We start from the raw sequence: 14447 nt of genomic DNA, 5'->3' as shown, positions 1-14447 counted from the left end.
TCCGATGCTGGCCTCCACTCCAGCCAGCATCTTGAATCACAAAACAGATAAATCTGGAATCCCCTTTGATTCCGTCAAAGGGGGAACCGCTCTAGTCGGCCGCCAGAGTAGAATTATCAAAAAGGTTCTAGATGAACTGCACCTGGACTATCTCATAGCCCCTGGCGCCGCCCGGCGCATTGACCTCGATGGCATCGCCGACTTCCTTGCCGATCAGGGCACGCGCGATCGGCGAGGAGATCGAGATGCGGCCGGACTTCACGTCCGCTTCCTGGTCGCCGACGATCTGGTAGGTCTTTTTCTCCTCGGTGTCCTCGTCGACCAGCACCACGGTGGCGCCGAACTTGACCTTGTCGCCGCTGAGCTTGGTGACGTCGATCACCTCGGCCCGCGCGATCAGGTCCTCGAGTTCGTTGACCCGGCCCTCATTCAGGCTCTGTGCCTCTTTTGCCGCGTGATATTCGGCATTTTCGGAGAGGTCGCCATGCGAGCGCGCTTCGGAAATCGCCTCGATAATACGCGGCCGCTCCTGTTGCTGGCGCCAGCGCAGTTCTTCCTTCAATGACGCGAACCCCTCGCCTGTCATCGGGACCTTGTTCATAATGCCTGACCTTTCCTGCCGCCGCCCCCGCAATCGGGAGCGACCTTGTCGATGGTACAAAAAGAAAACGGTCCGGCAGCCTCGCTAACGGAACCGTCTCACCACAATCTTGCAAGATATAGCAATCTTCGCGGGTTTTTCACGTCCAAAAAGTCGGATTTTGAAAAATCATCCACCGATGGCGCGGCTGACCTAACGTCAAGGAGCGCATCACGTGTACCGTGAGGCCAATTCCGGTTCGGGGCAGCATGTGCAGCACAGTAAAAAACCGGCTGCGATCGCCGCAGCCGGTTATGAGCAGCGTTCCGGAGGTCGGATCAGCTCCTCATGAAATGATCGATCTGCTCCGACAGCATGCCGTATTCGCGAGACCCCTTGCCCGTGCGCTTCTCGATTTCGCGGAGCTGTTCCTGGGCGCCGGCAAGATCGCCGATCTGCAAGTGCGCCTCGCCGAGATATTCGCGTACCAGCGTGTAATTCGGGTCGATGCGCAGCGCTTCCTCGTAATAGCCGAGGCCGACGGTGATGCGGCCGGAATGGCGGTGCGAATAGCCGAGATAATTGAGGATGCGCGGGTCCTGCTTGTTGGCGGCGAGGCTGAGCACGGCGATCGCCTCGTCATAGCGTCCATCCATCGCCAGCGCGCGACCGGCATCATAGATGCTGTCGTCGTCCAGCATGCCTTGCTTCGGCGAGACACATTTCTTCTGCTTCTTGTCCCAAACCGCCCCCTTCTTGCACTGCGTCTGGCCGCCATCGCTGCCGCCCCCTCCGCCTTCACCAGCCGAAAACGCCGGCGCCACAAACAGCGGCAGGGCGGCGATGGCCATGACCTGAATCAGCAGTCGTCTGCGCATTACACTCTCCTTTGAACCTGACAATGCAACACTAACGCCGGGCCAAAGCCGTTTCGTCCCGGAAAATGCCATCCTATCTCAAAACCGCGATCTCTCCCAGCAAAGCCGTCTTATCCCGGGAACAGAAGGCATCGGAAATCATGCTTCACGATTAACGCCGACGCGCAAGAGAACGTGACGAGCGCTGCAAATCCGCTATCATCGGGCTGACCGAGCACGAAGCAGGAGACGGCCGGTGCAGCAACGCGTTGAACGAGACTGGGAGCTTTCGATCGGTCCCGACACCGTGCGCCTGTTCATCCTGAAGGCGAAGGCGCTCAGCGCCGCCGTCAACGAAGACTATGCCGACGGCGCCGAGCACGAGGTAGAGCTCGACGGCAACGCGCACGACAACCACCATCATGACGGCCTTGCCGAGGAAAGCTCCGAAGACCTCACCGAGGAAGAACTGCGCGAGCTGATCGACGATCTCAATGTCGACGAAGCGGCCGAACTGATTGCGTTGGCCTGGGTCGGCCGCGGCGACTATGACGCGACGGAATGGACGGACGCGCTGACCGCCGCCCGCGAGCGCGCCAACAAGCGCACGGCAAAATATCTGCTCGGCATGCCGCTGCTGGCGGACTGGCTCGAGGAAGGCCTGGAAGCGATCGGCGCGTGACGGCGCGGTTACCGATTGTGATCGGCCGCCCCCCTCGCCCAAGGCAACTTCCCCGCATTCTGGCCGTTGCGAACTAATGGCGGCGTTTGGCTTCTTCAGATTGGGCAGATTGCTGCTGGCCGTTGCGGCTACGCCGCTGACGGGACCCGTTTTAGCCAAGGCGCCCGAGCTGCCGCAAACCGCACCGGTTCCGCAGTTCAACCAGGAAGCCACCCCGCCGCCACCAACCGAGATCCCGGTCCCCGAACCGCGCCCGGCGGATGCCCCGGCGGCTGAGCCGCCCCAGGCCACTCAGCCGCAAAGCGGTCAATCTCAGAACGGCCAGCCCCAGAACGGCCAGCCCCAAAATGGCCAACCAAAGACCGAGCAGCCGGAGCCGCCGGCGATTGCACCGCAGCCGCCCGAAAAGCCGGCACAGGCTGAGCCGCCGGCAAGCCCACCGGGCGCGCCACCAAACCCGGCAGAGGCAGACGAGAAGGCGGAGCAAAAAATCCTTCCAGATCCTCGATCGGTCGCCATTGCCGGGAAAGAAATGCCGGCCGAGGAATTGGCCTGCCGCAGGCGGCTGAAGTCGATGGGCGTCGATTTCGAGGAGCGCAAGCCCGAGCATGATACGGCGGTCGGTTGCTCGATCCCCTACCCGATCGTGCTGAAGACACTCGGCAAATCCATCGCCATCGGCCCGGAGCCCGAGCTGAATTGCCAGATGGCGGAAGCGGCCGTCCGCTTTGCCGCTTCGGTCATCCAGCCTGCCGCAAAGGCCGAGTTCGGCACGGATATCAAATCGATCGGCCAGGCCTCCGCCTTCGTCTGCCGGCCGCGCCACGCCGGCGGCAAGCTATCGGAGCACGCCTTCGGCAACGCCCTCGACATCGCCAGCTTCACGCTTTCCGACGGGAAGGAGATCGATGTCGGTCCGACGCCACCGGAGAAGGAAGCGAAATTCCTGGATGCAGTGCGCAAGGCGGCCTGCGGTCCGTTCAAGACCGTGCTTGGCCCCGGCAGCGATGCCGACCATTCGATGCATCTCCACCTCGACCTCGAACCGCGCCGCAATGGCGGCACGTTTTGCCAATGACCTCGGGCGCCGATAGGAGGCGCCGCAATTTGGCCGCAAGCGTGAACGGTACCGCTGATTTTTCCTTTACTCTTCAGGTTTAGAGTCTGTGCCATCTGGGGACAGGAACCCTTCCGATGGCCGGGCTACTTCGCGCTGCGTTTGCCGCTGCGCGGCACACAGAATGCGCGCGCATAGCCGGCAGGCTTGCCGCGCTGCTTGCCATTGCGGCGGTCTCGGCCTGCAACACCGGCAGCGTGCTGTCGCTGCAGCCGGCCGTCGATGTCGGCAGCCAGACCGCTGCCGTCCCGCCCAATTCCGACCCACAATATTCCGGCCCCCAAGATTCCGGCCCAGAATATTCCGGCATGCAGCGTCTCGTCCCGTCCAATCCCTATATGACGGCCGCCTATCCGCGCCTGGACAACCCGATGTCGCCGGCCGAACAGATGCCGGCCGCAGAGATCGATTGCCGCAAGGAACTGAAACGCCTCGGCGTCGTCTACACCGACGTTGCGCCGATCCATGAAGGCCAGTGCGGCATCGACTATCCGGTCAAGGTCTCGGCCGTCGGCAGCGTCGAGATGAAGCCGGCCGCGACGCTGACCTGCGATATGGCCGCCACCTTTGCCGGCTGGACCAGGAACGAACTCGTCCCGTCGGCCCGCTGGCGCTATTTTTCAGGCGTCAGGACCATCCACCAGGGCTCGAGCTATTCCTGCCGCAGGATTGCCGGCGAAGGTGTTTTGTCGGAACACGGCAAGGGCAATGCGCTCGACGTGATGAGCATCGAGCTCAACAATGGCGACGACATCGACGTCCGCAAGCCCGGCCTGTTCGCCTTCCGCACACGCGGCTTCCTCAACAATGTGCGCGCCGACGGCTGCCAGTATTTCACCACCGTGCTCGGCCCCGGCTACAATTACGACCACCGCAACCATTTCCATTTCGATATCAAGAACCGCAAGAACGGCTATCGCGCCTGCCGGTGATTGCAGCCCCTGCCCAAGACTTGCTGCGCCGGTTAAGGTGGTGCGCAGACGCTTGGGTGGTGCCTCTTGAGCCAACGAAGCCTTCGACGACGTGCAACGACCTGGCTGGTGGCATGCTGTGCCGCTTATCTTTCGCTCGCCTATTTCGCCGCGCCTGAGTTCTGGACGTTGCGGGACCGCAATTTTCGCAATCAGCAATTCGAGATGGTGACGCACACGCCGCAAGGCATTCCGGGCGATCCGATCAATGTCGGCCTTGTCGGCACCAAGAAGGAGCTTGTCCATGCTTTTGCCTTCGCCGGCTGGGATACGGCAGACGCGGTCACGCTGAAGACCGCCATCGAGATCGGCGAAAGCGTGCTGTTTAACCGCCCCTATCCCGACGCACCGGTCAGCCGTCTGCTGTTCGAAGGCCGCGCCCAGGACCTCGCTTTCGAAAAGCCGGTCGGCGACAGCGCCGACCGGCGCCACCACGTCCGCTTCTGGCAGACCGATGCGACCGGAGACGACGGCCGGCCGCTTTGGCTTGGCTCGGCCAGCTTCGACCAAGGCGTCGGCCTCAGCCATGACACCGGCGCGATCACCCACCACATCGGCCCCGACATCGACGCCGAGCGCCATGCGCTGATGCGCGACCTCACCGCAGCCGGCATGTTGATCCAGACCAGCGAGATACCAGGCGTCGGCGCCACAAAGACCGGGCGCAACGGCGAAGGCGATCCCTATTTCACCGACGGCAAGGCCATCATCGGCGTCCTGCTGCAACTCCCGTAGGCGCGCAATCGGCCTTCCCGTCTGACAGCCATTTTCGTCCCGACGAGGTCAGGGCACGGTGATCACGATTTTGCCAAACCGTCCCGTCTCCAGGCGCTCAAATGCCTGCGGCACCTCGTCGAAGCCAAACACCTTGTCGATCACCGGCTTGATCGCGAGCGTCTCGATCGCCTGGTTCATTCGCTCGAAAGCGCGGCGGTGGCCGATCGATATGCCTTGTACGACGATCCGGTTGCGCAGGAACGGAATGATCGGAAAACTGAGCTCCATGCTGCCGAGAAGGCCGATGAGCGACAGCCTGCCGTCGGCGCCCAGCGCATTGAGCGAGCGCCGCGCATTGTCGCCGCCGACCATTTCCAGCACATGCCTGACGCCGGCCCCGTTTGTCAGTTCGCGCGCCGCCTCGTCCCATGCCGGCTGGCTGCGATAATTGATCCCCTTCCAGGCGCCGAGCGCCTTCGCCCGCTTGAGCTTCTCGTCGCTGCTCGAGGTGACGATGGCGCGCAGGCCGAAGGCGGCGGCAAATTGCAGCGCAAACAGCGACACGCCGCCGGTGCCCTGGATGAGAATGGTTTCGCCCGGGATCGGCTTGGCCGCCTCGACCAGCGCGAACCACGCCGTCAGCGCCGCGATCGGCAGCGTCGATGCCTCGACGTCGCTGAGCGACGGCGGCGCCGCCACGGCGGCATCCTCATGAAAAAGCACATGCTCGGACAGCGTCCCGCGCAGTGACGAACCCAACGTATGCTTGTGCAGCACGGGCGGCGCGTCGCCGTCCGGCCAGTCGGCGATCACCTGGCCGAGCACGCGCTGCCCGATGCCGAAGCGGCTGACCTTGCCGCCGATCGCCACCACCTCGCCCACCGCGTCCGATGTCGGCACGAACGGAAAGCTGAGGTCCGGTATCAGCACGCCATCGACGATCATCCTGTCCTTGTAATTCAGCGATACCGCTGTGACGCGTACCAGAAGATCGTGCGGCCCGGGTTGGGGCAGCTTTCCCTCAGCCGGCTTCAGCCTGGACAGGCCGAAACCGTTCATCTGCCAGGATCTGTTTTCGGTGCTCATTTGGTTCGCGCTCCGTGGTTGATGGTTGCGCGAGACATTTACGCCGTTTCACTATGGAGAAAAGTGCTTCCATGTGGCATGTTATGCAACAGATTAAGGAGCAAAACTCTACAATAGGAGCGCTTCATTGGAATCGGCCAATTTGCAAGGCATCGTCGCATTCGTTCATACGGTGGAGGCCGGCAGCTTCACCGGCGCCGGCGCGCGGCTGCATGTCACGAAATCGGCGGTCGGCAAGTCGATCGCACAGCTGGAACAGCGGTTGGGCGTTCGCCTGCTCAACCGCACCACCCGCAGCCTCAGCCCGACCAGCGAGGGCCTGAGCTATTACGAAGCCTGCGTCAGGGCACTGGCCGAGATCGAAGCCGCCCAGTCTCTGTTGGCATCGCGCAAGCAGGTGCCTTCCGGCCGGCTGCGCGTCGACCTGCCTTTGGCCTTCGGCCGCCGGTGCGTCGCCCCGGTGCTGTTCGACATTTCCAAAAAATTCCCGGATCTGACGATGGAAATCTCGTTCAACGACCGGCGCGTCGACCTGATCGAGGAAGGCATCGACCTGGCGGTGCGCATGGGCGACCTCGACGACAGCCTTTCCATCGCCGCGCGCCGCATCTATGCCCAACGTTCGGGCATCTGCGCCGCCCCCGCCTATCTCGACGCCCATGGCAGGCCGCAATCGATCGAGGACCTGGCCAGGCACAGCCTGATCGGCTACGGCCGCGACGGCACGGTCCATCCGTGGACCGTCAGGCATGCCGACGGCCGCCTCGAAAAGTTCGCGCCCAACGCGCGGCTGGTGCTCGGCCACGGCGAACCGATGCTCGATGCGGTACTGGCCGGCTGCGGCATCGTCTATCTGCCGACATGGCTGACGGCCGACAGCATCAGCCGCGGCGAACTCGAAATGGTTCTGTCGGACTGTCTTGTCGAAAACACCGTGGTGCATGCCATCTGGCCGGTAACACGCAACCTCGCGCCAAAGGTGCGCGTCGTCGTCGACACCCTGATCGAGCATTTTTCCGCGCCGCCCTGGGATGCGGCATGGGGTGCCGCCTGATTGCCCCGCTCGCTAAATCTAAAAAGCGCGACCGTCCTATTTTCGAAAGCCGCGCGGCAATGCTATGGACCGGCATGCTTTATGCTGAAATTGCCATCGTGGTCGTCCTCATCTGTGTGAACGGCCTTCTGTCGATGTCCGAGCTCGCCATCGTCTCGTCGCGGCCGGCGCGCCTCAAGACGATGATCGACCGCAACGTCAAAGGCGCCGGCCGGGCTCTGGCGCTCGGCGCCAATCCGGGAAAATTCCTGTCCTCGGTGCAGATCGGCATCACTTTGGTCGGCGTCTTGTCCGGCGCGTTTTCCGGCGCCACGCTCGGCGAGCGGCTGGCCACCTTCCTGGCGTCGGCCGGCGTCCGCGAAAGCCTCGCCGACCCGCTCGGCGTCGGCATTGTCGTCGCCATCATCACCTATGGCTCGCTGGTCATCGGCGAATTGGTGCCCAAGCAGATCGCATTGCGCGACCCCGAACGGGTCGCCGTCAGGGTCGCCCCGGCGATGACCATCCTCGCCAGCGTTTCGGCGCCGCTGGTCTTCCTGCTCGATTTTTCCGGCCGCGCCCTGCTGTGGCTGCTTGGCCAGCACGGTCAGAGCGAGGATAAGGTCACCGACGAGGAGATCAAGATGCTGGTCGCCGAAGCCGAGCACCACGGCACCATCGAATCCGACGAACGGCGGATGATCGCCGGCGTCATGCGGCTCGGCGACCGTGCTGTGCGCGCGGTGATGACGCCGCGCACCGAGGTCGACTGGATCAATCTGCAATCCGACGAGGCGGCCATCAGGAAGCTGCTGATGGACACCCAGCATTCGCGCCTGCCGGCCGGCGACGGCGGCGTCGACGCCATGATCGGCGTCGTCCAGACCCGCGACGTGCTGGCGGCGATGCTCGGCGGTCGCGCCCTCGACCCGCGCCGGCACGTACGCACCGCCCCGATCGTGCATGACCAGGCCGACGCGCTGGACGTGCTTGCGACGCTGAAGGAATCCGACGTGCCGATGGCGCTGGTGCATGACGAATACGGCCATTTCGAAGGCATCGTCACCCCGGCCGACATACTGGAAGCGATTACCGGCGTCTTCCGCTCGGACCTCGATGCCGGCGACGAGGAAAACGCCGTCAAGCGCGAGGACGGCTCTTGGCTGCTCGCCGGCTACATGCAGGCCGACGAGATGGCGGAGGTTCTCGGCATCGACCTGCCCGAGAGCCGCGACTACGAAACCGTCGCTGGCTACGTGCTGTCGCATATGCACCATCTGCCGGCGACCGGCGAATGCGTCGACGCGCAAGGCTGGCGCTTCGAGGTGGTCGATCTCGACGGCCGCCGCATCGACAAGCTCATCGCCACCCGCCTGCCCGGCCGCCACCGCGAGGTCGTGCGGTAAGAAGCGGCGCGACTTGTGGGCTATATGCTCGCGGCGACACCGCTCGCACAGTCAAAGTTGATTGGGAATACCGCCTATGGTCGATCACCTTTTCGCCGACCCATATCTCGCTGCCGTCTACGATGCCTGGCACCCGAGATCTGCGCGCGACGACTATGATTTCTACCTGCCCCGCATTCTAACAGCAGACGCGGTGCTTGATGTCGGATGTGGAACGGGCACCCTCCTTCACGAGGCACGCCTGGCCGGACATTCAGGGCGGCTCTGCGGCATCGACCCAGCACCCGGCGTGTTGAATCGCGCACGAACGCGCACGGATATCGAATGGGTCCTCGGCGATCTCCAATCGGCGGGCTGGACAGCCGAGTTTGATCTCATTGTGATGACGGGGCACGCATTCCAGGCCCTTGTCAGCGACGAAGACCTGGGGGATTTCATGGCGGCTGCGCAACAGGCCCTTGTGCCAGGCGGATGCTTTGCGTTCGAAACGCGGAACCCTTCGGTGCGGGCGTGGGAACGCTGGACACCCGAAAATGCGGTCGTCGTTGAGCTACCTGACGGGTCTCTGGTGCAGATCACAACAGAGGTGATCATGCCGTTCGACGGACAGACGGTGACATTCACCCACAGGTTCGGCGGAAAGCATCCGAGCCTTCCGCAAGTTAGTCGCAGCACCTTGCGATTCCTCGACATGGACGCCTTATCGAGCCTGCTGGGGAACGCGGGGCTACGGATCGAACAGCAATTCGGCGGCTTTGACGGCAGCCCACTTGGCCCTTCGAGCCCCGAGATCATCACGTTCGCGACGAGATGAAAAGGAGCATCCGCTCTCCAGCCTGCAAGGAATGACAACTCGCGGACCCATTGCGGACGTGGAGCCGTATTTCGGGGCGACTGCCACCGACCGTAGGTCAGAGCCAAGCTTGGCAATCGCAGGATTTGGCGATCAATCGATTGCCTCGATGCCTTGCGCCTTCAGCCGTTCGAGATGGTCCTTCATCTCCTTCAGCCGCTCGGGGGAGTGGCCCTGCCACTCGGTGACCTCGCCCGTGATCCTGAGCGGCTCGCGGCAGCGATAGGACTGCGTCGGATTGCCGGGAAATTTCTTGTCCGTAAGATTGGGGTCGTCCATGATCGGGCCGGTTGGCTCCACGATATAGATCCTTTCCCGTCCGTCACCAGCAGCCAGCTCTGCACCCCAGATTGCCGCATCCAGAGTGCCGGTCAGATAGACCCAGGCTGCCTGCTTTCTCGCTCCGTAATTGGAGCTGTAGCCGGCTTCGATCAGGTCTCCCGGTTTAAGGTCGGCCCGGGTGCCGTGGTAGAATTGGCGCGGCTTGTCGGGGGCTGTCATCGGCTCGCTACTCATCCTCGCTGTCTCAGGCATCACGGTGTCGTGACGCGCACTATTTCATGCACGTCACCAAATCAAGCATCTGGCCGTGCGGTTATCGGCTCCCGACACCCATTCCGGTTATCCCGCCCGATGCACGCTATCGGTTGGCTGCCGGCGCGGTTATTATCGGCGCCCTGTACCGTCGCTATGGTGGAAAAATGGATCTGCAAACCTTCAGGGATTCGATTGCCAAACCACAGCCGCCAGCCGGCTTGAGCCCTGCCCTGCAGGCGCTGTGGTGGGATGCAAAGGGCGATTGGGCTAAGGCGCACGAATGCGCGCAGCAGCGCGACGATACGGCGGGCATGCACGTGCATGCCTATCTCCACCGCAAGGAAGGCGACCAGTCGAATGCGGAATACTGGTATCGCCGCAGCAATGCCGCGCCGTCGACCTCAACGCTTGACGAGGAATGGCAAGAGTTGGCGCGTGCACTTCTAGGGCAAAGCTGACGCCTGTTCGCCAAAAATAGCCAGTCCTGCAACCACTCGCCGGGGCTTCAGCTGGCGCCCTGTGGCTTGTCCCTGCCGTTCCATTCCGCATTGCGCGCCCGCGCCTCTTCGGCGATCAGCTTGAACTCCCGCATCTTCGCAGCCTCGATGGCGAATGCGCGGCTTGGCAGGACGCCAGGGTCCTCCTGACTGTTCTGAAACTGAAAACGGGCCTCCAGTTCGGCCCATATTCGCTCGGGCGCCCTATCCTTGCTGGCAAGCAGCGCGACGACCAGCGCCAAAGTCTCGCGCTGGGCGTTCAGCCGCCCTTCGATCTCTTCATTCGGCAATTCGGACATGCGGGTCGCTTCCAGTTTCTGGCTCAACGGCAAAATCGCACCCTTGTTCCGGAATTCAGCGCCGGCGCGTGAGCAATTCCGACAACGCGAGCAACAGTTTTTCCCTTAACCGACAGGGTCCGGCCGGGGCTGAGGTTCCGCACCGTCGACCGCTCCAGGTTGACAGCGCAGGCCCATCGATTTAAGTTCGCGTTAGTGGCCACTAACGCGAAATATTGGACAGCGCTCGGAGACTCGACGAGGCGCACGATATTCGAACTGTTGGTTGAACAGCCTTGTTCGGTCAGCGGACTTGCTCGTGTGATGCCTGTGACCAGGCCGGCGGTCTCTCAGCACTTGAAAGTACTCAAGGAGGCCGGGCTTGTGGCCGACACGCGCTCCGGTAAGGAACGAATATACCGTATCGATCCGGACGGCCTGGCAAGTCTGCGCGCGGAAATCGATCAGTTCTGGAGCAAGACCCTGGCGAGCTACAAACTGGCCGTCGAGCACCCAAAGAAGGACCAGCCATGAGCAAGCATGCTGCAACCGCGCCCGTAAGGCATTTCGTCGTTGTCGAGGCACCTATCGCGCGTGCGTTCAAGGTCTTCACCGAGGATTTCGGAAGATTCAAACCTCGCGAGCACAATCTTCTTGCCGTGCCGATCGCAGAGACGATCTTCGAACCCTGGGTCGGGGGTCACGTTTACGATCACGGCGTGGACGGCAGCGAGCGCCGCTGGGCTCGTGTGTTGGCTTACGATCCCCCCAGCCGGCTGGTTCTGAGCTGGGACATCAGTCCTCGGTGGCAGATTGAGAGCGACCTGAACAAGACCAGCGAATGGGAAGTCAGGTTCACGGCTGAGACGGAGAACCGAACCCGGGTTGAGATCGAGCACCGGAATCTCGAACGCCATGGCGAAGGCTGGGAGGGCGTGCGCGGAGGGGTTGATAGCGATCAAGGCTGGCCGCTGTACCTGCGGCGGTTCCAGGACCTTTTCCCTGGTGCGGCGGCCTGACCGTCCGCGCCTTTGCGAGCATGACTCGCAAGCACCGTCTGGTCCACTGCGATGCCAGGGAGCGGAGACAACATGGAAGTCTATTGGTTAAGCATTCTCGAAGTGCTCGCGCTCTGTTTGCTATCGGCAGTATTGGCAGTCTACTCGGGTTCGTCCAGGGGGTTTGCAGGAGCGCTGGCAGGACCGGTAGTCCCGGCAGACGACGACAACCGGCTCTATAGGATCGACCGGGTTCACATGAACTCGGTCGAGGCACTGGCGGCCTTTATCGTGCCCGCGGCGCTAGCGATGATGGTTGGTGTTGGAGCGGCCACTTTGGCGACATTGGTCTGGACCCACGTCGCGATACGCCTCCTCTACCTGCGTGGCGGAAACGCCGCCAAGGGAGATAGTGTCAGGACGATCTTGTACGTCTCTGGAGCGTTGGTCACGTTTGCCCTTATTCTTGTGACTGGATGGGCAGCGCTCAATTAACGTTGGCCCACTCCGTTTACGCTACAGTTCGCGACACTCGGCGGCTGACGCTATGAAACCTTCTGATTTTTAAGCCGTTATCGCCGGATGCCCGAGGCTAAATTCAAGCCGAAATCGGTTGACGGCGCCCAATCGCGCGATGTCGAGAAGTCGCGCCACGAGAAGCAATCGACCGTCGAAGTCGCGTCAGAGGTCGTCGGCGAGCCCGCGCCGCCGCCGGATTTCATCGAACCCGATCCGGAGCTGACACCTGAAGAGGCCGAGCAGGCGCGCAAGAGATATCTGCTGAAGCGCTTCTGGATCAGCGCGCGCGGTTATTGGGGCAGCAGTGGCGACAGGGTCGCTTGGCCGTTGACGATCGGGCTGTTGGTCCTGATCGTCACCAATGTCGGCTTCCAGTATGGGATCAATGTCTGGAATCGCGCAATTTTCGACGCCATTGAGCAACGCGATGCCCACACCGTATATTGGCTGAGCGCCGTTTTCGTGCCACTCGTGCTCGGAAGCGCCAGCCTCGTGGTGGCACAAGTCTTCTTTCGCATGAGGATACAGCGCCGCTGGCGTTCCTGGCTCACCACTGCGGTCATCGCACGTTGGCTCGCAAGCGGCCGCTACTATCAGCTGAACCTGGTCGGCGGCGACCACAGCAACCCCGAAGCCCGCATCGCCGAGGATTTGCGGATTGCCACCGAATCGCCCGTCGATTTCATCGCCGGTGTTATCGTCGCATTTCTGTCGGCCGCGACCTTCATCGTGGTGCTCTGGACGATCGGCGGCGCCCTGACCCTGACAATCGCAGGTTGGACCGTCACCATTCCCGGCTTCCTTGTCATCACCGCGGTGCTCTATGCCGCGATCACGTCCACCTCGATGACGGTCATTGGCCGCCATTTCGTCCACCTCTCCGAGGAAAAAAATCAGGCGGAAGCCGAGTTCCGCTACACGCTGACGCGCGTGCGGGAAAACGGCGAGAGCATCGCATTGCTCGGCGGCGAGGAGGAGGAGCGCAGCGGCATGGACAAGACATTCGCCTATGTGCTCAGGCAATGGGCGCTCCTTGCAGGCCAGCACATGCGCACGGCGCTGGTGTCGCAAGGGTCGAGCCTGTTTGCGCCTGTCGTGCCGGTCTTGCTTTGCGCTCCAAAGTTTCTCGAAGGCAGCATGACACTTGGACAGGTCATGCAGGCTGCCTCGGCGTTTGCCATCGTGCAGGGCGCGTTCGGATGGCTGGTCGACAACTATCCCCGTCTCGCGGATTGGAACGCCTGTGCACGGCGCATCGCCTCGCTGATGATGTCGCTCGACGGGCTCGAGCGGGCGGAGCAGAGCAACACGCTGGGACGCATAAAGCGGGGCGAAACCGGAGGCGATGCGATGCTCAGCCTGAACAATCTCTCCGTGTCGCTCGACGACGGCACCGCCGTGGTCAAGGAGACCGAGGTCGTGATCGAACCGGGCGAGCGGGTGCTCGTGGCCGGCGAATCCGGCTCGGGCAAGAGTACGCTGGTGCGGGCCGTCGCAGGTCTGTGGCCATGGGGCAGCGGCAGCGTCAACATCCGCGCCGACAGGCGGTTGTTCATGTTGCCGCAACGGCCTTACATCCCCACCGGGACGCTTCGCCGCGCAGTCGCCTATCCAGGCGCCGCCGACAACTGGACGCTGAATAAGATCAAGGCTGCCCTCGACAAAGTGGGACTCGATTATCTCAACGACAGGATCGAGGAGGACGCGCCATGGGACCAGACGTTGTCGGGTGGCGAAAAGCAGCGCCTCGCCTTCGCACGTCTGCTGCTGCACCGCCCCGATATCATCGTGCTGGATGAGGCAACGTCGGCACTCGATGAGAAGAGCCAGGACAAGATGATGGAGATGATCATTCGCGAATTGCCGAAGGTCACCATCATAAGCGTAGCGCACCGCGCCGAGCTGGAAGCCTTCCACAGCCGCAAGATCACATTGGAGCGGCACAAGGGCGGCGCAAAACTTGTCAGCGATATCGAACTCGTCCCCCGCAAGGACAGACGGAACTTGCTCATGCGCCTTCTGAGGCAACGGCGCGCCAACGGAAGGCCAGCACAACCTTGAGCAAAGCGGCGCTGCCCCAGACAAAAAGGGAAGTCCGCCGGTCAGGAACCCGGCGGACCGTCGCCCGTTCGAGTCACTGCCCGCATCTGGTCCTGAAAGCACCAGCCGTGATAGCTTGATTCCGTGCAGGTGTTGCTGTCGGAACGTCGATGGCACGAGCGCATTTCCATGTTTGTGGTGCAACGCCGATGCCGGCTGTGAAAACCCGGGTTGATTTCAAAAGCCCAGATTGATTTCGAAAGCAAAGGGACCAGC

Annotated in this window: 17 protein-coding genes; 12 read left to right on the top strand and 5 right to left on the bottom strand. The window is 62.5% G+C overall.

The features are described 5' to 3' along the window. Nucleotides 1–127: 127 nt before the first annotated feature. Together greA and NKJ40_RS25685 are read right to left on the bottom strand one after the other, a co-directional pair. Nucleotides 128–601, bottom strand: a complete 474-nt coding sequence (gene greA, locus NKJ40_RS25690) for a transcription elongation factor GreA (RefSeq protein ID WP_023719113.1) — start codon at nucleotides 599–601, stop codon at nucleotides 128–130. A gap of 317 nt (nucleotides 602–918) precedes the next feature. Further along, on the bottom strand, nucleotides 919–1458 hold the full coding sequence (locus NKJ40_RS25685; protein ID WP_352468478.1) for a tetratricopeptide repeat protein: 540 nt from the start codon (nucleotides 1456–1458) through the stop codon (nucleotides 919–921). A 235-nt stretch (nucleotides 1459–1693) separates the two neighbouring features. Here NKJ40_RS25685 and NKJ40_RS25680 point away from each other — a divergent pair, with 235 nt between their 5' ends. From NKJ40_RS25680 to NKJ40_RS25665, 4 genes are all read left to right on the top strand, one after another. After that, nucleotides 1694–2119: a DUF3775 domain-containing protein gene (locus NKJ40_RS25680; RefSeq protein ID WP_254819248.1), complete on the top strand. Its 426-nt coding sequence runs from the start codon at nucleotides 1694–1696 to the stop codon at nucleotides 2117–2119. A gap of 76 nt (nucleotides 2120–2195) precedes the next feature. Next, nucleotides 2196–3197, top strand: coding sequence for an extensin family protein (locus NKJ40_RS25675; RefSeq protein WP_352468477.1), 1002 nt, complete (start codon nucleotides 2196–2198; stop codon nucleotides 3195–3197). Nucleotides 3198–3313: 116 nt separating this feature from the next. After that, nucleotides 3314–4168: an extensin-like domain-containing protein gene (locus NKJ40_RS25670; protein WP_352468476.1), complete on the top strand. Its 855-nt coding sequence runs from the start codon at nucleotides 3314–3316 to the stop codon at nucleotides 4166–4168. A 66-nt stretch (nucleotides 4169–4234) separates the two neighbouring features. After that, a complete protein-coding gene (locus NKJ40_RS25665; protein ID WP_352468475.1) occupies nucleotides 4235–4942 on the top strand; it encodes an LssY C-terminal domain-containing protein in 708 nt (235 codons plus the stop codon). A 48-nt stretch (nucleotides 4943–4990) separates the two neighbouring features. Here NKJ40_RS25665 and NKJ40_RS25660 read toward each other — a convergent pair whose 3' ends face one another. Continuing rightward, the gene (locus NKJ40_RS25660) at nucleotides 4991–6010 is read right to left on the bottom strand and encodes a zinc-dependent alcohol dehydrogenase family protein (protein WP_352468474.1); all 1020 of its coding nucleotides are present in this window, start codon (nucleotides 6008–6010) and stop codon (nucleotides 4991–4993) included. A 127-nt stretch (nucleotides 6011–6137) separates the two neighbouring features. Between NKJ40_RS25660 and NKJ40_RS25655 the strand changes: the two genes are divergently transcribed. The 3 genes from NKJ40_RS25655 (at nucleotide 6138) to NKJ40_RS25645 (ending at nucleotide 9263) form a co-directional block, all read left to right on the top strand. Further along, nucleotides 6138–7064, top strand: a complete 927-nt coding sequence (locus NKJ40_RS25655; RefSeq protein ID WP_352468473.1) for a LysR family transcriptional regulator — start codon at nucleotides 6138–6140, stop codon at nucleotides 7062–7064. A 74-nt stretch (nucleotides 7065–7138) separates the two neighbouring features. Then, nucleotides 7139–8449 (top strand): hemolysin family protein, encoded by a 1311-nt coding sequence (locus NKJ40_RS25650; protein ID WP_352468472.1) that lies wholly within the window; start codon nucleotides 7139–7141, stop codon nucleotides 8447–8449. A 76-nt stretch (nucleotides 8450–8525) separates the two neighbouring features. After that, complete coding sequence (locus NKJ40_RS25645; protein ID WP_352468471.1) at nucleotides 8526–9263, top strand: class I SAM-dependent DNA methyltransferase; 738 nt, start codon at nucleotides 8526–8528, stop codon at nucleotides 9261–9263. 132 nt (nucleotides 9264–9395) lie between these two features. On the opposite strand, the gene arr is transcribed toward NKJ40_RS25645, so the two are convergent. Beyond that, nucleotides 9396–9803: an NAD(+)--rifampin ADP-ribosyltransferase gene (gene arr / locus NKJ40_RS25640; protein ID WP_502903758.1), complete on the bottom strand. Its 408-nt coding sequence runs from the start codon at nucleotides 9801–9803 to the stop codon at nucleotides 9396–9398. 200 nt (nucleotides 9804–10003) lie between these two features. Here arr and NKJ40_RS25635 point away from each other — a divergent pair, with 200 nt between their 5' ends. Further along, nucleotides 10004–10297, top strand: coding sequence for a hypothetical protein (locus tag NKJ40_RS25635; RefSeq protein ID WP_352468483.1), 294 nt, complete (start codon nucleotides 10004–10006; stop codon nucleotides 10295–10297). 47 nt (nucleotides 10298–10344) lie between these two features. Here NKJ40_RS25635 and NKJ40_RS25630 read toward each other — a convergent pair whose 3' ends face one another. Then, nucleotides 10345–10635, bottom strand: coding sequence for a hypothetical protein (locus tag NKJ40_RS25630; protein WP_352468470.1), 291 nt, complete (start codon nucleotides 10633–10635; stop codon nucleotides 10345–10347). A 195-nt stretch (nucleotides 10636–10830) separates the two neighbouring features. On the opposite strand from NKJ40_RS25630, the gene NKJ40_RS25625 reads away from it, so the two are divergent. From NKJ40_RS25625 to NKJ40_RS25610, 4 genes are all read left to right on the top strand, one after another. After that, nucleotides 10831–11148: an ArsR/SmtB family transcription factor gene (locus tag NKJ40_RS25625; RefSeq protein ID WP_352468482.1), complete on the top strand. Its 318-nt coding sequence runs from the start codon at nucleotides 10831–10833 to the stop codon at nucleotides 11146–11148. Further along, nucleotides 11145–11633 (top strand): SRPBCC family protein, encoded by a 489-nt coding sequence (locus NKJ40_RS25620; protein ID WP_352468469.1) that lies wholly within the window; start codon nucleotides 11145–11147, stop codon nucleotides 11631–11633. Before NKJ40_RS25625 ends, NKJ40_RS25620 begins: the two co-directional genes overlap by 4 nt. A 72-nt stretch (nucleotides 11634–11705) precedes the next feature. Continuing rightward, a complete protein-coding gene (locus NKJ40_RS25615; protein ID WP_352468468.1) occupies nucleotides 11706–12107 on the top strand; it encodes an MAPEG family protein in 402 nt (133 codons plus the stop codon). Between the two features lie 87 nt (nucleotides 12108–12194). Further along, complete coding sequence (locus tag NKJ40_RS25610; protein ID WP_352468467.1) at nucleotides 12195–14192, top strand: ABC transporter ATP-binding protein/permease; 1998 nt, start codon at nucleotides 12195–12197, stop codon at nucleotides 14190–14192. Nucleotides 14193–14447 lie beyond the last annotated feature (255 nt).

The sequence above is a fragment of the Mesorhizobium sp. M0119 genome, from assembly GCF_040322615.1.
Taxonomy (GTDB): domain Bacteria; phylum Pseudomonadota; class Alphaproteobacteria; order Rhizobiales; family Rhizobiaceae; genus Mesorhizobium.
This window is presented reverse-complemented; position numbering and strand designations above follow the sequence as displayed.

Coding starts and splice junctions, on each gene's coding strand:
- NKJ40_RS25675 (WP_352468477.1), top strand. CDS start 2,196: ATGGCGGCGTTTGGCTTCTTCAGATTGGGCAGATTGCTGCTGGCCGTT.
- arr (WP_502903758.1), bottom strand. CDS start 9,803: ATGACAGCCCCCGACAAGCCGCGCCAATTCTACCACGGCACCCGGGCC.
- greA (WP_023719113.1), bottom strand. CDS start 601: ATGAACAAGGTCCCGATGACAGGCGAGGGGTTCGCGTCATTGAAGGAA.
- NKJ40_RS25635 (WP_352468483.1), top strand. CDS start 10,004: ATGGATCTGCAAACCTTCAGGGATTCGATTGCCAAACCACAGCCGCCA.
- NKJ40_RS25610 (WP_352468467.1), top strand. CDS start 12,195: ATGCCCGAGGCTAAATTCAAGCCGAAATCGGTTGACGGCGCCCAATCG.
- NKJ40_RS25650 (WP_352468472.1), top strand. CDS start 7,139: ATGCTTTATGCTGAAATTGCCATCGTGGTCGTCCTCATCTGTGTGAAC.
- NKJ40_RS25670 (WP_352468476.1), top strand. CDS start 3,314: ATGGCCGGGCTACTTCGCGCTGCGTTTGCCGCTGCGCGGCACACAGAA.
- NKJ40_RS25645 (WP_352468471.1), top strand. CDS start 8,526: ATGGTCGATCACCTTTTCGCCGACCCATATCTCGCTGCCGTCTACGAT.
- NKJ40_RS25615 (WP_352468468.1), top strand. CDS start 11,706: ATGGAAGTCTATTGGTTAAGCATTCTCGAAGTGCTCGCGCTCTGTTTG.
- NKJ40_RS25685 (WP_352468478.1), bottom strand. CDS start 1,458: ATGCGCAGACGACTGCTGATTCAGGTCATGGCCATCGCCGCCCTGCCG.
- NKJ40_RS25620 (WP_352468469.1), top strand. CDS start 11,145: ATGAGCAAGCATGCTGCAACCGCGCCCGTAAGGCATTTCGTCGTTGTC.
- NKJ40_RS25660 (WP_352468474.1), bottom strand. CDS start 6,010: ATGAGCACCGAAAACAGATCCTGGCAGATGAACGGTTTCGGCCTGTCC.
- NKJ40_RS25630 (WP_352468470.1), bottom strand. CDS start 10,635: ATGTCCGAATTGCCGAATGAAGAGATCGAAGGGCGGCTGAACGCCCAG.